22 protein-coding genes and 2 tRNA genes are annotated in these 21,458 nt (G+C 40.2%); 11 read left to right on the top strand and 13 right to left on the bottom strand.

The annotated features are described in order from the left end of the window. Positions 1–226 precede the first annotated feature (226 nt). The gene (locus PY091_RS04845) at positions 227–1,834 is read left to right on the top strand and encodes an amidohydrolase family protein (protein ID WP_275648568.1); all 1,608 of its coding nucleotides are present in this window, start codon (positions 227–229) and stop codon (positions 1,832–1,834) included. Positions 1,835–1,897: 63 nt separating this feature from the next. Here PY091_RS04845 and PY091_RS04850 read toward each other — a convergent pair whose 3' ends face one another. The 6 genes from PY091_RS04850 to PY091_RS04875 all read right to left on the bottom strand — a co-directional run bounded on the left by PY091_RS04850 (position 1,898) and on the right by PY091_RS04875 (position 6,207). Next, on the bottom strand, positions 1,898–2,509 hold the full coding sequence (locus tag PY091_RS04850; RefSeq protein WP_275648569.1) for a hypothetical protein: 612 nt from the start codon (positions 2,507–2,509) through the stop codon (positions 1,898–1,900). Positions 2,510–2,659: 150 nt separating this feature from the next. Further along, positions 2,660–2,935 carry an ATP-dependent Clp protease adaptor ClpS gene (locus PY091_RS04855; protein WP_275648570.1) on the bottom strand — a complete coding sequence of 92 codons (276 nt, stop codon included), beginning with the start codon at positions 2,933–2,935 and terminating at the stop codon, positions 2,660–2,662. A gap of 22 nt (positions 2,936–2,957) precedes the next feature. Then, positions 2,958–3,791 (bottom strand): 50S ribosomal protein L11 methyltransferase, encoded by an 834-nt coding sequence (prmA, locus tag PY091_RS04860; RefSeq protein WP_275648571.1) that lies wholly within the window; start codon positions 3,789–3,791, stop codon positions 2,958–2,960. A 3-nt stretch (positions 3,792–3,794) separates the two neighbouring features. After that, positions 3,795–4,544, bottom strand: coding sequence for a triose-phosphate isomerase (tpiA, locus tag PY091_RS04865; protein ID WP_275648572.1), 750 nt, complete (start codon positions 4,542–4,544; stop codon positions 3,795–3,797). A 29-nt stretch (positions 4,545–4,573) separates the two neighbouring features. Beyond that, positions 4,574–5,668 (bottom strand): BT_3928 family protein, encoded by a 1,095-nt coding sequence (locus PY091_RS04870; RefSeq protein ID WP_275648573.1) that lies wholly within the window; start codon positions 5,666–5,668, stop codon positions 4,574–4,576. Next, a complete protein-coding gene (locus PY091_RS04875; protein WP_275648574.1) occupies positions 5,665–6,207 on the bottom strand; it encodes a DUF1599 domain-containing protein in 543 nt (180 codons plus the stop codon). The genes PY091_RS04870 and PY091_RS04875 overlap by 4 nt, the downstream gene beginning before the upstream one ends. A 95-nt stretch (positions 6,208–6,302) precedes the next feature. On the opposite strand from PY091_RS04875, the gene folP reads away from it, so the two are divergent. The 3 genes from folP to PY091_RS04890 are packed head-to-tail and all read left to right on the top strand — an operon-like array spanning position 6,303 to position 8,745. Then, a complete protein-coding gene (folP, locus tag PY091_RS04880) occupies positions 6,303–7,136 on the top strand; it encodes a dihydropteroate synthase (RefSeq protein ID WP_275648575.1) in 834 nt (277 codons plus the stop codon). A 44-nt stretch (positions 7,137–7,180) separates the two neighbouring features. Further along, complete coding sequence (cdaA, locus tag PY091_RS04885; protein ID WP_275648576.1) at positions 7,181–7,969, top strand: diadenylate cyclase CdaA; 789 nt, start codon at positions 7,181–7,183, stop codon at positions 7,967–7,969. Further along, positions 7,966–8,745: a DUF3667 domain-containing protein gene (locus tag PY091_RS04890; RefSeq protein WP_275648577.1), complete on the top strand. Its 780-nt coding sequence runs from the start codon at positions 7,966–7,968 to the stop codon at positions 8,743–8,745. The genes cdaA and PY091_RS04890 overlap by 4 nt, the downstream gene beginning before the upstream one ends. Here the strand turns inward: PY091_RS04890 and PY091_RS04895 are convergent, their stop codons facing one another. Both PY091_RS04895 and truA read right to left on the bottom strand, forming a co-directional pair. Further along, positions 8,746–10,518: an ABC transporter ATP-binding protein gene (locus tag PY091_RS04895; protein ID WP_275648578.1), complete on the bottom strand. Its 1,773-nt coding sequence runs from the start codon at positions 10,516–10,518 to the stop codon at positions 8,746–8,748. Continuing rightward, a complete protein-coding gene (gene truA / locus PY091_RS04900) occupies positions 10,502–11,257 on the bottom strand; it encodes a tRNA pseudouridine(38-40) synthase TruA (protein ID WP_275648579.1) in 756 nt (251 codons plus the stop codon). Before truA ends, PY091_RS04895 begins: the two co-directional genes overlap by 17 nt. 88 nt (positions 11,258–11,345) lie before the next feature. On the opposite strand from truA, the gene PY091_RS04905 reads away from it, so the two are divergent. Beyond that, positions 11,346–11,840 carry a metallophosphoesterase family protein gene (locus PY091_RS04905; RefSeq protein WP_275648580.1) on the top strand — a complete coding sequence of 165 codons (495 nt, stop codon included), beginning with the start codon at positions 11,346–11,348 and terminating at the stop codon, positions 11,838–11,840. 66 nt (positions 11,841–11,906) lie between these two features. Here PY091_RS04905 and PY091_RS04910 read toward each other — a convergent pair whose 3' ends face one another. Then, entirely contained in the window at positions 11,907–12,317 is a 411-nt protein-coding gene (locus tag PY091_RS04910; protein ID WP_275648581.1) for a DUF4293 domain-containing protein, read from the bottom strand. A 189-nt stretch (positions 12,318–12,506) separates the two neighbouring features. Here PY091_RS04910 and rho point away from each other — a divergent pair, with 189 nt between their 5' ends. The 4 genes from rho (at position 12,507) to PY091_RS04930 (ending at position 16,378) form a co-directional block, all read left to right on the top strand. Next, positions 12,507–14,111 (top strand): transcription termination factor Rho, encoded by a 1,605-nt coding sequence (gene rho / locus PY091_RS04915; protein WP_275648582.1) that lies wholly within the window; start codon positions 12,507–12,509, stop codon positions 14,109–14,111. Between the two features lie 131 nt (positions 14,112–14,242). Next, complete coding sequence (locus PY091_RS04920; RefSeq protein WP_275648583.1) at positions 14,243–14,893, top strand: hypothetical protein; 651 nt, start codon at positions 14,243–14,245, stop codon at positions 14,891–14,893. Positions 14,894–15,019: 126 nt separating this feature from the next. Then, the gene (locus tag PY091_RS04925; RefSeq protein ID WP_275648584.1) at positions 15,020–15,586 is read left to right on the top strand and encodes a hypothetical protein; all 567 of its coding nucleotides are present in this window, start codon (positions 15,020–15,022) and stop codon (positions 15,584–15,586) included. A gap of 105 nt (positions 15,587–15,691) precedes the next feature. Next, complete coding sequence (locus PY091_RS04930; protein ID WP_275648585.1) at positions 15,692–16,378, top strand: hypothetical protein; 687 nt, start codon at positions 15,692–15,694, stop codon at positions 16,376–16,378. Positions 16,379–16,440: 62 nt separating this feature from the next. Here PY091_RS04930 and rpsT read toward each other — a convergent pair whose 3' ends face one another. From rpsT to proS, 4 genes are all read right to left on the bottom strand, one after another. Next, positions 16,441–16,692 (bottom strand): 30S ribosomal protein S20, encoded by a 252-nt coding sequence (gene rpsT / locus PY091_RS04935; RefSeq protein WP_275648586.1) that lies wholly within the window; start codon positions 16,690–16,692, stop codon positions 16,441–16,443. 35 nt (positions 16,693–16,727) lie between these two features. Next, a tRNA-Glu gene (locus tag PY091_RS04940) sits at positions 16,728–16,799 on the bottom strand. A 73-nt stretch (positions 16,800–16,872) separates the two neighbouring features. Continuing rightward, positions 16,873–16,944: transfer RNA gene (locus tag PY091_RS04945), tRNA-Glu, on the bottom strand. A gap of 81 nt (positions 16,945–17,025) precedes the next feature. Further along, positions 17,026–18,501, bottom strand: a complete 1,476-nt coding sequence (gene proS / locus PY091_RS04950; RefSeq protein ID WP_275648587.1) for a proline--tRNA ligase — start codon at positions 18,499–18,501, stop codon at positions 17,026–17,028. 94 nt (positions 18,502–18,595) lie between these two features. Between proS and PY091_RS04955 the strand changes: the two genes are divergently transcribed. Continuing rightward, a complete protein-coding gene (locus tag PY091_RS04955; RefSeq protein WP_275648588.1) occupies positions 18,596–19,906 on the top strand; it encodes a hypothetical protein in 1,311 nt (436 codons plus the stop codon). 38 nt (positions 19,907–19,944) lie between these two features. Next, positions 19,945–21,447, top strand: a complete 1,503-nt coding sequence (locus tag PY091_RS04960) for an OmpP1/FadL family transporter (protein WP_275648589.1) — start codon at positions 19,945–19,947, stop codon at positions 21,445–21,447. Positions 21,448–21,458 lie beyond the last annotated feature (11 nt).

Consider the following 21,458-nt stretch of genomic DNA (forward strand, 5'->3'; position numbering starts at 1 on the left):
CAAACTTCCTATCTTTAAAAATAAAGAACGAGGTTTAAGAAAAAGTGTCAATGGTTTGTTGAATTAGCGTACATCAATTTAATAAAAAATCAATAGGATGCTTAAATTAGCGTATTAAATCTGCATTATTTATTGAGATAATGGGAAATCTTTAAATTTTCATCAAACCAAATAACAGATTTTTAATTGAATTGCCTTAGATTGAAAAACCAACTAAACCAATTATATGAAAATGCTAAAAACCAAAACTTTACTACTGGCTTTTTTACTTATTGGACTTTATTCCAATGCCCAAATTGAAAAAGCACCACCAAGGGCCGAAGGAGAAGGTCCGTGGTCCCAATTGATCATACGAGGTGTCACCGTTATCGATGGGACCCTATCACCTCCCATTGGTCCGGTAGATATTGTTGTGGAAAACAACAGAATTGTTTCCGTTGAAGTAGTGGGCTTTCCGGGTATGGACATTAACCCCAACAGAAGACCTCAATTAAAGCCAGGTGGAAAAGAACTGAATGCCGAAGGCATGTATCTGCTTCCCGGATTTGTGGACACACATGCCCACATTGGCGGAGTTCCCCAAGGAACACCTGCAGAATACGTGTACAAACTTTGGATGGGACATGGTATTACAACCATTTGTGACCCCGGTTCCGGTAACGGAATAGATTGGGTATTGGACCAGAAAGAAAAAAGTAACAAGAACGAAATTACAGCTCCCAGAATTCAGGCATACACATGGTTCGGAAGCAACTTGAACGGTGAAAGAGGACGAGGTGACATTACCACACCCGAAGCTGCTCGCGAATGGGTACGGGCAAATGCTAAAAAAGGCGCGGATGGCATAAAGTTCGGAGGTGGATTGCCAGAAGTAATGACGGCTGCTCTGGACGAAAACAAAAAACTAGGGCTTCGGTCCAAGACGCATCACGCGCAATTATATGTGGGTAGGTGGAACGTACTGAACAGTGCCAGAGCCGGGTTGACTTCCATGGAACACTGGTATGGACTCCCAGAAGCCATGTTCGAGGATAGGACGGTACAAGATTATTCTTTGGATTACAACTACCAAAACGAACAAGACCGCTTTGGCGAGGCTGGACAACTTTGGAAACAAGCGGCGAAACCTTTCTCCAAAAAGTGGAACGAAGTTATGGATGAATTGATTTCCTTGGACTTCTCCCTTTCCCCAACCATGGTTATTTACGAAGCAAATAGAGATTTGCAAAGGGCCAGACGAGCAGAATGGCACGAGGAGTATACATTGCCTTCGCTTTGGGAGTTTTATGCCCCAAGTAGGCAATCCCATGGTTCCTACTGGCATTACTGGGGTACCGAACAAGAAATTGATTGGAAAGAGAATTATAAACTTTGGATGACCTTTTTGAACGAATATAAAAACAGGGGCGGAAGGGTTACTATTGGCACCGATGCAGGGTTCATCTATCAGTTGTACGGATTTGCATACCCTCGGGAACTTGAGCTAATGAGAGAAGCAGGATTCCATCCATTGGAAGTGATCAAAGCGGCCACATTGAACGGAGCTGAAGCGCTTGGACTCGATGATGAAATTGGCACCATTAAAGTAGGCAAATTGGCCGATTTTGTAATTACGGAAGAAAATCCATTGGAAAACTTCAAATCCTTGTATGGTACAGGAGCCATTCAATTACAGGAAGACAACACAATTGAACGTGTAGGAGGTGTAAAATACACGATCAAAGATGGTATTGTTTACGATGCAAAAAAGTTACTGGAAGATGTAAAAGCCATTGTTGAAAAGGCCAAGTCAGCATCGAACTATGAAATTGTTCAACCTGGAATGAAACCTTGATCATCACTGATCAGATAAAACAATATTAAAAAAGGCGGCAATTGAATTTGTCGCCTTTTTTAATCAATCTTTATTTTCTAGGGAATCCAAGGTTTGTTTGGTATTTAGCAATTCCCTTTGCAACTTCTCATTCTCTAAAATATATTGTTCACGTAACTGCTCTATTCTCCGTTCAAACTCATCCGCAGGAACATAATCTGGTTCCAACAGTGTTTCTTTAAATATGCTAATCAGGGTAAACAGGAAACTTATGGCTACTGCAGCAATAAGACCAATGAGCAACGTTTTTTCCTTTTTTAAGGTTGGCGTTGTCGTTTTTTTAAGGAGCTTCTTTTCTTCTTTGGTGAGTTTTGGCCCAGTGGATAACTGACTCAAAAACACATCCCATTTCTCCTCTTCCTTTACATAAAGATTCATAAATCCGCCATCTTCCAAAAAATCCTCGGTACTTGGTGTGGATGCCAACATAAATATATCCATACCATTGCCTCCCATTACATCCAATAGGTTTGGGTCGTATTCTTTAATTTCCATGATCAATTTTTGGACGTACTCCAAACTATAGTTTGGCCTTAAAAACTCATCATAAAGGGTTTGGATTTGAAAGTAATCACTTCTTTCCAATGCATACTCCAGAAAACGATCCTTTAGTTCAGCCTTAAAAAATTCGCTCATTTTTCCGAATGGGTGGTTAAGCGGGTTGGTTTTTTTTTTGGCTAAGTTTAAAGAGTTGGGGTTAAATGGGCTAGGAATTCAAGGTTAAGAAATCATGAAAGTATATTTAGAAGTATTCTTATAAATGAACAACGAATTGAAATTATTGCACTACACAATCTCGGCACTAAGGCCAGCCTGTAATAGTTTGCTACATTTTGGTTTAAGAAAAGAGTATTCACCGGTCTTTACAGTGCATTTACCATTGTAATGTACGATCAGAGAACATTGTTCTGCTTGTTCGGGGGTATGATCACAAACATTGATCAAGGTTTCTATTACATGATCAAAGGTATTTACATCATCATTAAAAAGAACTATTTCGTGCTCCTTTATGGTTTCTTCTTCCACAAGAACATCTTCCAACTCTTTTTCTCTCGTACCCATAACTCACGGATTTTACTTCTTTCTAATTTACATATTTTGCTGCAACCCAGTTATTCTTGTCCAGATTTTTTTCAAATTCCAAACCGTAGGCTGCACATTTTGAAGAAATTGCATCTAAATCCTCTAAATAAAAGCCACTTAAAAAAAGTGTTCCTCCCTTTTTAAGGCAATCGACATAAACGGGGATGTCCTCCAAAAGGATATTTCGGTTGATATTGGCCAAGATTACATCAAACTTTTTGCCATCCAGCAAACTACTATCACCCTGAAATGCCTTGATATCTGGACAGTTGTTGCGCTCCACATTTTCCTCGGTATTCAAAAAGCACCATTCATCAATATCAATGGCCTCGGTATACCCAGCTCCTCGCTTTTTGGCCAATATGGCCAGCACACCGGTACCACAGCCCATATCCAATACTGACTTACCCTGAAAATCATTGTCCAATATATGTTGTAGCATCATATGGGTGGTTTCGTGATGACCCGTACCAAAACTCATTTTAGGTTCGATAATAATGTCATATTCCACTTCAATGGCTTCATGAAATGGTGCACGAACCATACACCTGTCCCCTACTATTATGGGATGAAAATTTTTCTCCCATTCGGCATTCCAGTTTTGCTGTTCAATTTCCTTACTGGTCCAGCTAATTTTAAAATTGGGATTTTGGAATACAAAGAGATTATCCAATATATCCTCTCGCCACTCAGATTTTAGGATATAAGCCAAAAGTCCTGTTTCATTTTCCACAAAACTTTCGAAACCCATTTCCCCCAACTCCGCAATCAAAATATCGGTTGCGGGTTGGAGTGGGTTTATTTTAAAATCGTATTCGAGATAAACCAAGGACATTGATTATATCGCCTTGATGATATCTGTAAAATCTTTTGCAACCAAAGAGGCACCACCTATTAAACCACCGTCAACATCGGGTTTTGAGAAAATTTCGGCGGCATTTGCTGGTTTTACGCTTCCTCCATAAAGTATGGAAACATCTTCTGCAATGGACGCATTGAATCCATCTGCAATGGTTTTTCTGATAAACGCGTGCATTTCCTGAGCTTGCTCTGGACTTGCCGTTTCGCCAGTACCAATAGCCCAAACAGGCTCATAGGCAAGAACGATTTTGCTCCAAGCACTTGCATCAAGATCAAATAGGGCATTTTTCAATTGGCTTTCCACCACGGAAAAATGTTTATCCGATTTTCTATCTTCCAATTCTTCACCAAAACAAAAAATAACCTTCAAACCTTTCTCGATGGCCGTTTTCATTTTTTTAGCTAATAGTTCATCGTTCTCCCCAAAGTACGCACGTCTTTCCGAGTGTCCAAGGATTACAACGTCCACACCTAAACTTAGCAACATATCGGCAGAAATCTCACCTGTGTAGGCTCCGCTTTCGGCAAAATGCATGTTCTGTGCAGCTACTTGTATTTTAGAATCTTGCAACGCTTGCTTGGCCGCCTGGAGGTTTACAAAGGTCGGCGCCACAATGACATCGGCATCGGTATCGGGTAGTTTGGCAGAGAGTTCGGCCAACAATTCCTCAGTTTCCTGTAGGTTTTTGTTCATCTTCCAGTTTCCTGCAACAATCTTAGTTCTCATGTTATTTGGATTTTTCTTTAGTGTTATGATTAGAAAGTAAGTTCGTCAAAATCGTTGTAATGGACCTTTTGCTGAATGGTTCCTTTACTGAGTACTAAAATAGCCGGATTGGAACGCACAATAGTCTTCAAAGTTGTTTCATCTGTAAAATAGAACTCAAAATCCAGTCCGTAAGTGTCTATTATCTTATTCGCCATATCACTGCTCGAAGCTGACATCCCAATGACTTTGTAACCCTTTTGTTTTGCCTTGGCAGTTACTTCGGCGACTCCCTCAAAAGCTTCAAGGTTACTTTTAGCCATATCGTAGGCGATCACCATTACCAATTTATCCTCTTCCAGCAATTCCGCCGCATAATCCTGTCCTTCTTGCTCAATGGTAAAATCGTGTATGGGCGGTTCGTAACCCGCTTGTATCTGAGTAGTTTCCACATCGATAAACTCCCCATCCACCGAAGGATAGTCCCCTTCGGTGACATATATTTTTTCTTGGCCATCTACCTTAAAACGCCAGGCATATTCGTAAACAGGCTTCGGGGCATCTTCGGGAACCGACATTCCCTCTTGAATGTTAGCACCAATTTTATAGGGTCTAAAATCTACCGATGGTAAATGGGCCAATACGTGATTTGCAAACAAAGCACAAGCTACCAATGATACGCCACCTATAATCCAATTGGTCTTTGAATTAAACAAGGGTGTAATATATTTTCTACCGAAAAACAGTATCAAAATAAAAACAAGGAGAATAACATCTTTGGTAAAGGATTCCCATGGTGTCAGTTTCACTGCATCCCCAAAGCACCCACAGTCGGTCACTTTATTGAAATATGCAGAATAAAAAGTCAAAAAGGTAAAGAACACAATCATGAGCAAAAGGCTCCAAACCGTGAATTTGGGTTTAAATCCAATCAAAAGTAAAACTCCCAAAATCACCTCAACAATGACCACAAAAATGGAGATGGCCAATGCCAAAGGGGTTAAAAATGGTAGGTCCAATACACCTGGGCTAAAATATTCTTCCAGTTTAAAGGAAAAGCCCATGGGATCGTTCAATTTTATAAGTCCACTTATAATGAACAACACTCCTACTATAATTCTTGATATCCAGACCAAATATTTCATTCTTCTTCTTTTAAATGAATCAATGCAAAAACAGCATAATTAACCATATCCTGATAGTTGGCATCCACACCTTCACTCACCAAAGTTGTCCCCTGGTTGTTCTCTATCTGTTTTACGCGCAACAACTTTTGCAAAATCAAATCCGTGAGCGAACTTACCCGCATATCCCGCCAAGCTTCCCCATAATCATGGTTTTTGTCCTCCATCAACTTTTTCGTGATAGCCACTTGCTCATCATAAAGTGCGATTGCTTCTTCAGCCGTTAGGTCCGGTTGCTCCACTACTCCTTTCTTTATCTGAATCAAAGCCATAATAGAGTAGTTTATGATTCCGATGAACTCGGAACGCTCACCTTCATCAACCTTTCTAACTTCATTTTGCTGAAGGCCACGAATGCGTTGGGCCTTGATAAAAATCTGGTCAGTTAACGACGGTAACCTAAGGATTCGCCAAGCAGTGCCATAATCCTTGGCTTTTTTTGAAAACAATTCACGACAGGTTTGTATCACCTCATCGTATTGTTGGGAAGTCTGCTGCATGTATTGTTGCTAATTTGCGTAAATTTCGTCCAACTTATCTGTGCTCAGAAGCACTTTGCCAAAGATAATGAAACCCAACAAAGCAGATATTTTTTATGACCATAAACTGCAAAGGTGAGCTTGTAGATCTAAAAAAGCCCAAAGTAATGGGTATCCTTAACCTTACTCCCGACTCTTTTTTTGATGGTGGAAAGTATAAGGACGAAGCATCCATTTTACATCAAGTTGAATATATGCTGAACCATGGAGCCACTTTTATTGACATGGGTGCCTACAGTTCCCGCCCCGGTGCAAAGCACGTTCCGGAAGATGAAGAATTGAAGCGAATGGTTCCCGTTATTGACCTTATCCTTAAAAAATTTCCAGATACTTTGATTTCCGTAGATACCTTCCGAAGCAAAGTGGCAAACGAAAGTATCGAAAACGGTGCTGCCATCATCAACGATATTGCGGCCGGGAATTTGGATAATGCCATGTTTGATACCGTTGCCAAACATCAAGTACCATACATTATGATGCATATGAAGGGGACACCCCAGTCCATGCAAAAAGAAGCGGAGTATGAGAATTTGATCAATGACCTTCGATTCTATTTTTCCGAAAAGATAAAAGAGACCACATCCAAAAAAATCAATGATATCATTATTGATCCAGGTTTTGGTTTTGCCAAAACAACAGGTCAAAATTATACATTGCTCAACCACTTAGATATGTTCCAAACCTTTGGTTTGCCCATTTTAATAGGCTTGAGCAGAAAGTCAATGATTTATAAGGTCTTGGAATCATCACCAAAAGAGGCGTTGAACGGCACCACGGCCTTGCACACCATTGCTCTTTTAAAAGGCGCCAACATTATTCGTGCACATGATGTAAAAGAAGCCTCGGAATGTGTTAAACTTGTAGAAGCTTTAAAAGAGAATGCACTCTGATTTGAGGTTCTCCTATTTTTGCTAATTTTACAAAAACGCTGCCATTGGATTTTCTAAATTTTCTCGAGTTCAAGATTACGGATGTCATTGACATAGTCCTCGTGGCCGCACTTCTCTATTACATTTATAAGCTGGTAAAAGGCACGGTGGCCATCAATATTTTTATTGGTATTGTAATTGTTTGGGCCCTCTGGAAATTGACCGAATTGCTCCAAATGAAAATGATCAGCAGCATGGTCGGTGGGTTTATGAACATTGGTCTGATCGCACTTATTATCGTATTCCAACAGGAGATCCGAAAATTTTTACTGATGATCGGTTCCACCAATTTTGCATCCAAACGAAATTTTCTCAAACATTTTAAATTCCTGAAACAAGAGGCCATCTCCACCAGTACCGATGTGGAGGCCATTATTGGTGCATGTGAGCGAATGGGCACTTCAAAAACCGGGGCGTTGATCGTTATTGAACGCAACAATTCCATGGATTTTGTAAAATCCACAGGAGATGCCATGAACATAAAAGTGACACAGCCCATTTTAGAAAGTATTTTCTTTAAGAACAGTCCATTGCACGACGGCGCTATTGTTATCCAGGATAATTATATTACCGCGACCCGTGTAATTCTCCCCGTTTCCAACGATCGAAATATTCCGCTACGTTTTGGACTGAGACACAGGGCCGCTGTAGGCATCACTGAAAAAACAGATGCCCTTTGCTTGGTAGTTAGCGAGGAGACAGGATCAATATCCTATATTAAAAATGGAGACTTTGTTCCCTTCAAAAACAGGGAGGAATTGGTGAAACGCATTAAAAAGGACTTGGAGCAATGACCTGTAAAAATTGTAACTCAAGACTACGCACTGATTTTCTTTATTGTCCTGCTTGTGGTGGAAAAGTGATCCGCAACAGAATTACCCTTAAAAATCTTTGGACCGATATTCTGGACAGATACTTTAATCTGGACAACACCTTCATCAATACGTTTGTTCATTTGTTCACCAAACCGGAAGCGGTTATCGAAGGATACCTGCATGGGCTTAGACGTAAATACTTAAACCCCATTAGTTATATCGGTATTGCACTGACACTTTCTGGATTAATCGTAGTTATGATGACCAAGTCTCTGGATTCCATGAGTTTTGATTTTTTGGAGACGGAAGCTCAAACGGTTTACCAAGAAAAATTAATGTCCTTTATTTCGGACTATCAAGCGATAATATTTATTATTTATATTCCTTTAATGGCTATTTCAGGGTGGCTATGTTTTGATGAAAAGAAATACAACTTTGCGGAACGGACCATTATTTTCACCTACACGCTTGCTCATTATAGCTTGCTCATTTTTATTCCCTCGGTAGTAATACTTTTATTTAGCCCAGAAATTTATATGTCGTTTTCCATGGTTGGTATTCTGGTAATGCTGATTTATACCGCCTTTGTAATTGTAAGAATTAGTAATTCTAATGGTATTGCCCTAATAGCAAGATTACTCTTGTTCTTTATGATTTTTGGAATTCTCTACTTGTTGTCCTCCATACTTATTCCAATCATCATGATTTTGTTGGGAGAAATAAGCCCGGAAGATTTACTGCCTTCCCCAAAATAATTAAGCCACCTCTTCTTCCAAGAACTGGGCATTGTACAAATCGTTGTAGTAACCACCTTTTTCCAATAGTTCTTTGTGGGTTCCTATTTCAATGATTTTCCCTGCATCCATCACGATAATCTTATCTGCTTTTTTGATGGTCGCCAAACGGTGGGCAATAATTATAGAAGTTCGCCCTTCGGTAATCTTATCGGTAGCCTGTTGAATCAATTGTTCGGAATAGGTATCCACGGAAGATGTGGCCTCATCCAAAATTAGAATACTCGGATTGCTTACATAAGCCCGCAAGAAGGCAATCAACTGACGCTGACCACTGGAAAGCATAGTGCCGCGCTCCTTTACATTATACTCGTACCCGCCCGGAAGGCTGGAAATAAATTCGTGCACTCCTATTTGTTTGGCCGCTGCTTCTATTTGTGCCGTGGTAATGTTTTTATCACGCAGCGAAATATTGTTGGCTATGGTATCCGCAAATAAGAAAACGTCTTGTAGCACAATGGCAATGTGGGAACGAAGTGATTGTAAGGTATAATCTTCCAAACACACATTGTCCACCTTTATTTTACCAGAATTGATTTCGTAGAAACGGTTGAGCAAATTAATGATAGTGGATTTACCAGCCCCCGTTGCACCAACAATAGCCACTGTTTCACCCGCATTTACATTGAAAGAGATACCGTGCAAGACTTCCTCATCCGGTACATACCCAAAACGTACATCCTTAAATTCAATATCCCCCTTTACATTCTTCTTTTCTACTGTTCCATTGTCATCGATATGACTGTCGGTATCCAAGATCTTAAAGACACGATTGGCCGCTACCATTCCCATCTGTAGAGTGTTGAACTTATCGGCTATCTGCCGTAAAGGTCTGAACAATAGGTCCATCAAGAAAAAGAAGGCCACAATGGCGCCTTTGTTGTCCATTCCAACATTCTCGATATTTTGTATTACTCCAAAATATACCACCAATCCAATACCAATGGAGTTGGAAATTTCCGCAATCGGAAAGAATATGGAGTTGTACCAAACTGTTTTTAACCAAGCATTTTGATGCTTTTCGTTGATTACTCGGAATTTTTCCTTTTCAATTTCCTCTCGGTTAAAAAGCTGAACAATCTTCATTCCTGCAATTCGCTCCTGTACAAATGAGTTAAGATTGGACACTTGCGCCCTCACTTCCACAAATGCCACCTTCATGGCTTGTTGAAACAAACGGGTCGCAACCAGAATAACCGGAAGTATCGCAAATACGATCAGTGCCAATTTCCAATTGATCACAACCATAATAATGGCTGCGGACAACATTTTAAGAGCGTCAGCCACAATCATAAAAAATCCTTGACTAAAAATCTCACCGATACGTTGCATATCCGCAACTGCCCTCGTTACCAAAACGCCAATGGAAGAATTATCGAAATAGGTCATTTTAAAACTGGTCATCTTTTCAAAAAGATTGACCCTAATATCCTTGATAACCGATTCTCCCAAAAGGTTTGCGTAGTAATTGAACAAAAGCTGGGTAGTTACCTGCCCCAATAAAAAGGCAAGCATTAATAGAACGTTGCTCAACAATTGTTCAGCATCTTTGTTTTCCAAAGATTGGTTAATGATGGTTTTGACCAATAAAGGTATACCTATGGCAAATGCAGCGGACAATATGGCCACTATGGCAACCAACCAAAAAATGCCCCTGTAGGGCCTGGTTCGCGAAAAAACCCGCTTGAACAATCTAAAATCAAACGCTTTTCCTACATCATCCTTTTTGCTCATCAAAAATTTCTTTTGGATATGAAACCTTGGTCAAATATAATCCTTTTGCAGGGACGGAGACTCCTGCCTCTCCCCTATCTTTACTGGCAATAACCTTGTGAATGTCCTGAACGGGCATTTTTCCCATGCCCACATCGAGCAAAGTACCTACTACTGCCCGTACCATATTTCGTAAAAAACGGTCGGCGGAAATGGTAAATACCAACTTCTCGCCTTGAATTGCCCAAACGGCCTGTCTAACATCACAATTGAATGTTTTAACATCGGTATTGGATTTGGAAAAACACTCAAAATCGGTATAATCCAAAAGAATTTGGGCAGCTTGGTTCATGGCTTCCAAATCAAGAGCATGTTTCACAAAATGGGCATGATCGAATAAAAATGGGTCCTTTTCCTTAACTATCCAATATTCGTAAGTGCGTTCCGTGGCATCGAACCTCGCATGAGCATCGTGAGCGACCGGATAGATTCCTTGCACCGCAATATCATCTGGCAAAAAGGCATTCAATCTATATACCAAGTCATCCACATCAGGAATGCCATCAACATTGAAATGACAGTACATTTCCCTTGCATGCACCCCTGCATCTGTCCTTCCCGCTCCTACAACCTCAACCTTTTCGCGCAACAATGTGGAGAAAGCCTTTTCCAGCACTTCTTGTACCGTAATGGCATTGGGTTGGTTCTGCCATCCATGGTAGGCCTTTCCGAAATAAGAAAATTGGACAAAATATCTCAAAGGGATCGCTTACTTTTAAGCCTGTAAAGATAATTGAATCCTTTCCAACATAATTCCAACCCTTGGTTTTTAGCATATTTTTAGCGAAATGACAAAAATTCTATTGCTTTCCGACACCCACGGACATATGGACAAGACCATATTAAAATACGCTGCGCAAGCCGATGAAATTTGGCATGCCGGCGACATTGGGAGCTTGACGGTGACAGACCAATTGGAGAACCTAAAACCTGTACGCGGTGTTCACGGAAACATTGATGACCACGTAATACAAAAAGAATTTCCGGAAGACAATAGGTTTATGTGCGAAGGTGTCGACGTTTGGATCACACATATTGGCGGTTATCCGAATAAATACAACATAAGGGTACGCGATGAAATAAGAAAAAATCCGCCTAAACTTTTTATTTGTGGGCATTCGCACATTTTAAAGGTGATGCACGATAAAAAGCTGGGACTATTGCACATGAATCCCGGTGCTTGCGGAAAACATGGCTTCCATCAAGTGCGAACCATGTTACGATTTGTAATCGATGGTGATAAGATATCTGATTTGGAAGTTGTAGAATTGGGAAAGCGCTAACACAAAACATAAAAATCCCGACCAAGGCCGGGATTTTTTCGCACTAATACTACTAAGATGTTAGGTTTAACGTAAGCGATCAACAGATTTTACAAGATCTTCATCCTTTTTGATAGCCCTGTTGGCCAGGACAAGAAAAACGATAGAAAATACAGGAATCAGCATCCCAATACCCTTCTCAGAAACTACAGTTTCTCCGGATAAGCTTAGCGATCGATAAACGAAAAATCCTAGTAAAAAAAGGTTCAATATCATATTCAATCTGTTTACCACAAATTGATTTTGTCTTTTCTTATACATTAAAATCGACACCACGGCCAAAACGGTAACCACGTAAAAAACCAGACTTACCATTACCTCGTCTTGGGCAAATACTTCTTTGCCACCAACTTCTACCCAAAGATTCAAAAAGAACGGAAGTACGCCCGAAATTAGGCCTACTATCAGTAAAAAAAACGTTTGTATACGCTGAATCATTGTGCAAATCGATTTCGAAACGCAAAAATAGGCGTCTTTTTGATAAATAAGGCCTTATTCTTAAAAAATAATTTGTAATATTGTCATGTTATTAGCAAGCACCTACCTCGGAATTCTTTCTCCAGTAGCATCCAAAATAACTTTACTTCAAATTTAGATTCACACAAGTTTAACTTATTTCTTTACTTAATGTTCGAGATTTCAGATCTAAAAGCTAAAAAGCTTCCTGAGTTGCAAGAGATTGCAAAGGATCTTAATGTTCCCAAATTCAAATCATTGAAAAAATTGGACCTGGTTTACCAAATACTGGATGTACAGGCTTCCAACCCTAAAGCTGTAGCGGAAACCGTCGCCGCTTCCAACGACGAAAAACCAGCCCCCAAACCAACAAGATCAAGAACTCCTCGTCCCAAGAAGACTGAGGACAAAGGTTCAAGTCCTAAAGGTGAAACTGCTGAAAAAGAGCCTCAAAAAAAGGCGCCAAGAAACAAAAAAGACGATTCTAAAGGACAAAGTCCACAACAGAAAAAGGACAATAAGCCGCAGAACAATGCCAATACCCAGAAGAATCAGAACAACAACAGAAGAAACAATCAGCACAACAAAGGTCATCACGACAAAAAGAGCAGCAATTTTGACAAGGATTTGAGAAACAGGTATAAAGAACCTGAATTCGAATTCGATAGCATAATTGAAAGCGAAGGTGTGTTGGATATTATGCAAGATGGTTACGGATTTTTGAGATCTTCCGATTACAACTATCTTTCTTCTCCCGATGATATTTATGTATCCCAATCCCAGATACGTCTGTTCGGTCTTAAATCCGGGGATACTGTTTTAGGAAATATTAGACCTCCCAAAGAAGGAGAAAAGTATTTCCCACTGATCAAAGTGAACAAAATTAATGGTCTAGACCCACAAGTGGTTCGGGACAGGGTAGCTTTTGAGCACCTTACTCCATTGTTTCCCAAGGAAAAGTTCAAATTAGCAGAAAAACAAAGTACTATTTCTACTAGGATCATGGATTTGTTCTCCCCAATAGGGAAAGGACAAAGGGGAATGATTGTTTCCCAGCCCAAAACGGGTAAAACCATGTTGTTAAAAGATATCGCCAATGCGATTGCTGCCAACCACCCAGAGGTTTACCAGATTATTTTATTGATAGATGAACGCCCTGAGGAGGTAACCGATATGCAGCGTAACGTACGTGGCGAGGTAGTTGCTTCTACTTTTGATAAAGAGGCTACCGAGCACGTAAGGGTTGCCAATATTGTTTTGGACAAAGCAAAAAGATTGGTAGAATGCGGACATGATGTGGTAATCCTTCTAGACTCCATTACACGTTTGGCACGTGCCTACAACACGGTACAACCAGCCTCTGGAAAAGTATTGAGTGGTGGTGTGGATGCGAATGCACTTCATAAACCAAAACGTTTCTTTGGTGCCGCACGTAACATAGAGAATGGTGGCTCGCTTTCCATTATTGCTACGGCCTTAACAGAAACCGGTTCTAAAATGGACGAGGTAATCTTTGAGGAATTCAAAGGTACCGGTAACATGGAGCTTCAATTGGATAGAAGAATTTCCAATAGAAGAATTTTCCCAGCTATCGACCTTATTTCTTCTTCTACACGAAGAGACGATTTGTTGCTGGATGAGAACACCATTCAACGTATGTGGATCATGCGCAAGTATTTGGCTGACATGAACCCTGTGGAAGCAATGGAGTTTATGGAGCAACGCATAAAACAAACTAAGAACAACGAGGAGTTTTTACTTACCATGAACGAGTAAAATCCAATAACCTCTATTCCATAAAGTTAAAAGCCCTTCAATTTTTTTGAAGGGCTTTTTGTTGAGCCAATTCTTAGAAAAGGCATATCTTTATTACGGTTTCCTCAAAACTGAACTATAAACACTTAACTATGAAAAACATCCAAAAGGCTTTTGCAGCTTTTTTGGGAGCTTCTATCTTGCTATTGGGAGCTTGCCAAGAATCACCTAAAAAAGAAGAACCAACAGATCCAAAACAAGAAGAAATCCTTCCTCCAGAAGGCATTATTTCCTTGGAGGAATCTAAATCCCTGTATGACAATTATACCAAAAACAGGGTAGAAATGATCAGCAAATTTGAAGCTGAACGCGATACCGAAGAAAAGTTTATCCCGGCACGTTTTACCACCTTCACTTATGCAGATATGAAACAATATATGGAATATGTTGAACATGAAGCTAAGGAAGCTGGCGTTAAAGTAGCCTCTCTTAGATTATATTTTGCCAACTACCCCAACAAGCCAGATTTTCCAGATGGCAAAAAAGTGGTACACCCAAGACAGAATTCTATTTTTATAGTACCTACCACTATGATCGATGGGGAGGAGCGAGGATTTTATATTGGAACCGACGGAAAAGCCAAATCCATAAAAGGAGTTGTTGGCAATACTGAAACAGGTGAACCAAATGAAACTACAACATCAAAAGCCAGTATTTTTCCTGCCACTCTATTTCAGGACGACATCAAAAGCTTAAACCTGAACCATGGAGGTTCCGGACCACCACCTTACACAGATTTCTAAAAGATGCCCGAAGAGCTCCTTAAATATTTGACCGATCACTTTTATGTCCCTTTATACTTTATAACATGGATTGTATCGGTTATTCGATATCGCAGGTATTTCGACACACCGTTGAAATACTTACCCATGATTATCATCTATACTTTTTTTACGGAGCTCTTGGGGGTACTTATTAAGTACAATAATAATTTTCAGTTTTTCTCGGATGGCAGGTATGCATGGCACAATGTTATAATATATAATGTGTACCAAATTGTCTTTTTTATTTTCTTTTTTGAAGTTTTTAGAAAAGTGACCAAAAAACCTTCCATCAAAAAGCAAATACGGTATTTGAGTATTTTATGCGTTGTAGTGTATATTACAAACGCGATAATCCTCAACCCTTTGCACAATCAGATGACCCACGCCCATATTATAGGCTCCATTATGATGGTGTATATTGTTGTGATGTACTTTCTGGAGAAAGTGTCCGAAGAGCCAGCACCGCCATTAAAATTCAATCTGCTTTTTTGGATTAGCTCAGGGCTCATAATTTTTTACACCCTCTTTTCTATAATTTCCACTATATACCTTCTTGATTTTGACATAGGCATACAAATCTATTTTAGACCGCTTTTGCTCACTTCCATTGCGTTGATGTATGGACTTATGATAGTAGGGCTGCTCGTTGGAAAAAGAAAAGCATTCCGATGATCAATAATAGAACATCAAATCAATAAAGCCTCCTTAACTGGGGGCTTTTTGCTTATTTTAGCGACTATTAAAAATTTGACAACCAATTGATGTGTCAAATCAACAATGGAGGAGCTTCTTAAATTTCTTAGTGAACATTACACTATCCCCTTTTATCTATTCGTATGGATTGTGGCGATGGCACGTTACCGTACCTATTTTGACACCCCATTAAAATATTACCCCATGTACCTGATGTACACCTTTTTAACCGAGGTGCTGGGCTATTTTGTGAAATATGTGGATGGTATTCAGTTTTTTTCTGATGAACGGTACAACTGGCACAATGTTATTATCTACAACATTTACTCCGTAATCAGTATGCTGTTCTTTTATTATGTCTATTGGAAGATCTTAAAGACCAAAAAATACCGGGATTGGGTCAAGTATGGCGCCATATTGGCCATGTTGGCCTATTTCGTAAGTGTGTTTTTCCAGAATCCGTTGCATTACAATCTGTATTATGCAGATATGATTTCCGCTTATATACTCATTTTTGTAATTGCACTTTACTATAAAGAAAAGAAAGTGGAGGACAATCCACTACCCCAATCACAAAACCTTATGTTTTGGACTAGTTTTGGACTAGTGGCCTTCCATCTATTTTTTCCGTTGATATTTTTGGCAGGTTATGAAGCGCCCCGATTTTATATCAATTATCACCTAAGGGATATACTACTTGTATTGATCTTGATTATGTACGGTTCTTTTATGGTTGGGGTCATCGTTCACAAACGAAGGGCTTTCAGATAACTATGGCAAATAAAAACGCCCCCATAAAGGAGGCGTTTAAACATATTATGCTTTGTCAAAAATTACAAGGCTGCAACTTTTGTCATTAGTTTACTCTTAAGGTTTGCGGCCTTATTGTTATGAATGATATTTTTCTTAGCTAATTTATCAATCATACCAACTACGGTAGGCAACAAAGCTTCAGCAGCTTTTTTATCTTCTTCGTTACGTAATTTTTTAATGGCATTACGCACGGTTTTGTGCTGATACCTGTTACGCAAACGTACTGCTTCGTTTCTTCTGATTCTCTTTAATGCTGACTTATGGTTTGCCATTGCTTAAAATTAATTCTTTCTAAATCCTTTCTTTGTAGCCCGTAGGGGAATCGAACCCCTGTTACCAGGATGAAAACCTGGCGTCCTAACCCCTAGACGAACGGGCCATTATTTCAATTTTCAAAGTTTAAACGTCTACAGCCTGTAAAATAAGCAAATTTCTGCTTAAACCTTGCTTTGTAGCCCGTAGGGGAATCGAACCCCTGTTACCAGGATGAAAACCTGGCGTCCTAACCCCTAGACGAACGGGCCATTATGCTTGCATAATTGCGGATGCAAAAATACAACTATTTTTAAGTCTTGCAACAGTATTTTTTATTTTTTGCAACCTGTTTAATAGGCCTTTGCAAACAACACCCTCCGAACAGACGGTTTTCCTGTTACAATACATTGCCCCTCTTCGTTTTCTGCATCCAATGGAATACAGCGAATAGTGGCCTTGGTCTCTTCTTTTATCTTATCCTCGGTTTCGGTGGTACCGTCCCAATGTGCGGATACAAAACCTCCTTTTTCCTCGATTACTTTTTTAAATTCTTCATAAGAATCCACTTTAGTAATATGCTCTTTTCGGTAATCAAGTGCTTTTTTAAAGATATTCTCCTGAATTTCATCCATCAAGGAAACTACTTTATCCACAACTTCTTCGGCCTTTACGACTTCCTTGGTCAATGTATCCCTACGAGCGACTTCGAAGGTGCCATTTTCAAGATCTCTGTTGCCAACTGCCAAACGTACAGGAACGCCCTTCAATTCATATTCATTGAATTTAAAGCCGGGTTTATGGGTATCCCTTGTATCAAACTTTACGGTAAGTCCCCTATCTCTCAACTCCTTCACCAAAGGATCTACTTTTTCAGAAATGGCATCCAATTGATCCAACCCTTTATAAATTGGGACAATTACCACTTGTATTGGTGCCAACTTTGGCGGCAATACCAAACCATTGTCATCACTGTGCGTCATTACCAAAGCTCCCATTAATCTTGTGGACACACCCCAGGATGTTGCCCAAACATAATCCTGGGTCCCCTCTTTATTGGCAAACTTTACATCAAAAGCCTTTGCAAAGTTCTGACCTAAAAAGTGAGAAGTACCGGCCTGCAGTGCCTTACCGTCTTGCATAAGCGCCTCTATACAATAAGTCTCCTCAGCCCCGGCAAAACGTTCACTCTCGGTTTTGGTTCCCTTGATTACGGGCACGCCCATATAATTCTCAACAAACTCGGCATACACATTCATCATAAGCTCTGCTTCTTCCAGTGCCTCTTCTCTTGTCTCATGTGCCGTATGCCCCTCTTGCCATAAAAATTCAGCTGTCCTTAAAAAAAGACGAGTTCTCATTTCCCATCGAACTACATTGGCCCACTGATTTATCTTTAATGGCAAATCCCTGTATGATTGTACCCACTTTCTAAATGTATCCCAAATAATGGTTTCGGATGTTGGACGAACGATCAGTTCCTCTTCCAGCTTCGCATTCTCATCTACCACAATTCCACTACCATCTTCCGCATTCTTTAATCGGTAATGGGTGACCACTGCGCATTCCTTGGCAAAGCCCTCTACATGGCTTGCCTCTTTGCTCAGGTAGGATTTTGGTATAAACAAGGGAAAATAGGCATTTTCATGACCTGTTTCCTTGAACATTTTATCCAATTGCGCCTGCATCTTTTCCCATATGGCATAGCCGTAAGGCTTTATTACCATACAACCTCTAACTCCCGAGTTTTCAGCCAAATCGGACTTTACAACCAGTTCGTTATACCATTTGGAATAATCTTCCGCTCTACTTGTTAAATTTTTACCCATCTATTGTAGTTTGGCACAAAACTTGTGACTTTGATAGTGAAATGATTGGGTAAAACTAATTATTTTTAGTATGTTCAACAATAAAAATTGCACCATGTTAAAGTCTTTACTCCATAATAAATTAGGAACCCCTACCATATTGATGGTTAGCGCCCTCTTTATGGCTTCTTGTGGTTCGTATCAACAAACTTCTTATTACGATGATGGCATCTACTCTTCCAACAATAGAGTTGTAGGCGTAGAGAAGAAAAATGCCCAGGCATTACGAATCGAAGAACAAGAGAACAATATATACGGAGATTATTTCGGAGATAAAGCCAATGAATATGGTGAAATCTTGGACAACGAAGTCTTTACCGATATAGACAGCTACTCCAGTCAAATGGCAAATGACACTATTCCTTATGGTGAACAAACCGATTACTTGGCTTACAACAATAATTATAATGGAAACCCAGGATGGGGTGACAACCCAACCAACATCTCCATAAATGTTTACGACAATAGTTGGGGATGGGGCGGATATTATGGATGGAACGACCCTTACTTTGCTTGGGGATGGGGATGGAATTACCCCTACTTCAACAATTGGGGATGGGGATGGAACAACCCTTGGAGATTTAACCGTTGGGGATGGGCCGGATATTACGGCTGGGGCTCCCCTTATGCTAGCTGGGGATGGGCTGGATATTATGGATGGGGAGCTTATGGTGGTTACTATGGCCGCTATTGGAACCGCCCATATTATGCCAGAAACTACTACGGCAACAGCTATGCCTACATTTCCGGCAGAAGAGGCTATACCTCAAGAATTCCAGGCACCACATTATCTTCTAGAAGAAGTACACTAAACACAAGATACAATAACAATAGTGGACGCTCCAATGCAACATTGTCTCGCAGCAACAGTGTAGCAAGAAGAAGTACACAAGGATACAGCAACAGATCTAATGTTAGAAGATCCATTAGTGCAGATGCGGTTGCAAGAAATAGAAATTACAGAACTAGCAGAAGTACAAGGACATCTCCTAGTTACAGCGGAACTTCTAGAACCACACGTCCATCTTACGGCTCATCTTCACGAGCAACCAGAAGCGGACAAAGCTATAACAGAAGTGGCTCATATTCCACCAGAAATTACGGAAGAACCACGAGAAGTTTTCAATCAAGAAGCTCTGCACCCAGTAGAAGCTACAGTAGATCATCCAGTGGAAATTCCAGCTCTAGAAGCTACAGGAGCAGTGGTTCATCAAGAAGCAGCAGGTCTAGCGGAAGTTACCGAAGTTCAGGTGGCAGCTCCAGAAGTTCTGGGGTAAGTAGATCCTCGGGCGGTTCAAGGTCTTCTGGAGGAGGTCGATCTTCTGGAGGAAGCAGCAGAGGTGGTCGCGGTGGCGGTAGACCATAATTCACATTAAACTAAATTGGTTAACAAAAAAAATAGAAATGAAAAGAGTCTTAACTTTCATAATGGTATTGGCATGCACTTTTGCAAGTGCCCAGACCATTGATGATGTACTGCGCTACAGTACCGAAGATTTGCAAGGAACCGCAAGATTTCAAGCCATGGGTGGTGCGTTTGGTGCTTTGGGTGGAGATTTATCCGCTTTGAACATTAACCCTGCTGGTTCCGCGGTATTCAATTTTAGTGAGATCGCCATTACCGGCTCCAACTACCACAGGAACAACGATGCCCTTTATGGCAATAACTTAAGAAATACAACTATCAATTCATTGGATTTCAATCAGGTTGGTGGTGTATTCGTCTTTAATTCTTCTGACAACAGTCCGTGGAAAAAAATAGCATTGGCAGTCAATTATGACCTAGTGCAGAATTTCGACAACGAATATATTGCATCAGGAACCACGGCAGTTGGGATAGACAATTATTTCCTCAATTTTGCCCAAGGAGAGCCTTTGGGGCCGTTGCGCACGCAACAAGGTGAATATATTGAGGACGCCTACTTGGATATAGGGGCCAATCTTGGATATTCCGCACAGCAAGCATTTCTTGGATTTCAATCTGGAATTATTGAACCAACGGATGATACTGATCAGAATACTTCCTATTTTTCGAATGCCCAATATGGCAATGTAAATCAGAGGTTTTTACAGAACACCTCAGGATACAACAGTAAATTCACATTGAACTTTGCAAGCCAGTATAGGGAAGACCTTTATTTAGGGGCCTCCATAAATTTCCATAATGTTCTTTATGACAGGATTACCTATTTAGACGAAGAAGGGTACGATGTGGACTCTCCAATCCAGTATATCTCTTTTGATAATTATTTACACACTGAGGGATATGGTTTTTCCTTTAGCTTAGGTGCGATTGCCAAGGTCAACGAGGCGATTCGTATTGGGGGAAGTTACCAATCACCAACATGGTATAGGTTGACCGATGATACATCTCAGCGCATCAATACAAATTTGGCCGTTCCGGATATTGATTTTATTAACTTCAGTATTGTCAATCTATATGAGGAATACAGGATAAAAACACCAGAAAAGTACACCGGTAGTGTGGCTTTGGTTTTTGGTCAAGACGGACTTATCAGTCTGGATTACTCCTATCAAGATATGTCCAAAGCTGAATTGAGACCTACCTCCGACCCTAGCTTCTCTGCTGAAAACAATTACATCTCAGAAACTCTGGGAGCAGTTAATTCCTATCGCATTGGAGGTGAATACAGAATTGAGCAAGTAAGTTTAAGAGCTGGATACCGATTTGAAGAAAGCCCTTATGAAAACAGTGATTTTATAGGGGACCTGAATGGTTTTTCTGCTGGTATCGGCTATAATTTTGGGCCAAATAGAGTGGACTTGGCCTATAGTAGAACTGAACAGGATGTTAACTCATATTTCTTTGATGGCGGAATCGACAGTGCTGCTTTGATCAATAGAATAAATACCAATATCTCATTGGGTTACACCTTAAAGTTTTAACTATTCTTAAA

Source organism: Flagellimonas okinawensis, from assembly GCF_029194005.1.
In the GTDB taxonomy this organism is placed as follows: Bacteria; Bacteroidota; Bacteroidia; order Flavobacteriales; family Flavobacteriaceae; genus Flagellimonas; species Flagellimonas okinawensis.

Coding starts and splice junctions, on each gene's coding strand:
- folP (WP_275648575.1), top strand. CDS start 6,303: ATGACCATAAACTGCAAAGGTGAGCTTGTAGATCTAAAAAAGCCCAAA.
- PY091_RS04910 (WP_275648581.1), bottom strand. CDS start 12,317: ATGATTCAGCGTATACAAACGTTTTTTTTACTGATAGTAGGCCTAATT.
- PY091_RS04855 (WP_275648570.1), bottom strand. CDS start 2,935: ATGGGTACGAGAGAAAAAGAGTTGGAAGATGTTCTTGTGGAAGAAGAA.
- PY091_RS04895 (WP_275648578.1), bottom strand. CDS start 10,518: ATGAGCAAAAAGGATGATGTAGGAAAAGCGTTTGATTTTAGATTGTTC.
- tpiA (WP_275648572.1), bottom strand. CDS start 4,544: ATGAGAACTAAGATTGTTGCAGGAAACTGGAAGATGAACAAAAACCTA.
- PY091_RS04850 (WP_275648569.1), bottom strand. CDS start 2,509: ATGAGCGAATTTTTTAAGGCTGAACTAAAGGATCGTTTTCTGGAGTAT.
- PY091_RS04955 (WP_275648588.1), top strand. CDS start 18,596: ATGTTAAAGTCTTTACTCCATAATAAATTAGGAACCCCTACCATATTG.
- rho (WP_275648582.1), top strand. CDS start 12,507: ATGTTCGAGATTTCAGATCTAAAAGCTAAAAAGCTTCCTGAGTTGCAA.
- PY091_RS04930 (WP_275648585.1), top strand. CDS start 15,692: ATGGAGGAGCTTCTTAAATTTCTTAGTGAACATTACACTATCCCCTTT.
- PY091_RS04920 (WP_275648583.1), top strand. CDS start 14,243: ATGAAAAACATCCAAAAGGCTTTTGCAGCTTTTTTGGGAGCTTCTATC.
- PY091_RS04960 (WP_275648589.1), top strand. CDS start 19,945: ATGAAAAGAGTCTTAACTTTCATAATGGTATTGGCATGCACTTTTGCA.
- PY091_RS04845 (WP_275648568.1), top strand. CDS start 227: ATGAAAATGCTAAAAACCAAAACTTTACTACTGGCTTTTTTACTTATT.
- PY091_RS04875 (WP_275648574.1), bottom strand. CDS start 6,207: ATGCAGCAGACTTCCCAACAATACGATGAGGTGATACAAACCTGTCGT.
- proS (WP_275648587.1), bottom strand. CDS start 18,501: ATGGGTAAAAATTTAACAAGTAGAGCGGAAGATTATTCCAAATGGTAT.
- rpsT (WP_275648586.1), bottom strand. CDS start 16,692: ATGGCAAACCATAAGTCAGCATTAAAGAGAATCAGAAGAAACGAAGCA.
- PY091_RS04890 (WP_275648577.1), top strand. CDS start 7,966: ATGACCTGTAAAAATTGTAACTCAAGACTACGCACTGATTTTCTTTAT.
- PY091_RS04905 (WP_275648580.1), top strand. CDS start 11,346: ATGACAAAAATTCTATTGCTTTCCGACACCCACGGACATATGGACAAG.
- PY091_RS04925 (WP_275648584.1), top strand. CDS start 15,020: ATGATTATCATCTATACTTTTTTTACGGAGCTCTTGGGGGTACTTATT.
- PY091_RS04870 (WP_275648573.1), bottom strand. CDS start 5,668: ATGAAATATTTGGTCTGGATATCAAGAATTATAGTAGGAGTGTTGTTC.
- prmA (WP_275648571.1), bottom strand. CDS start 3,791: ATGTCCTTGGTTTATCTCGAATACGATTTTAAAATAAACCCACTCCAA.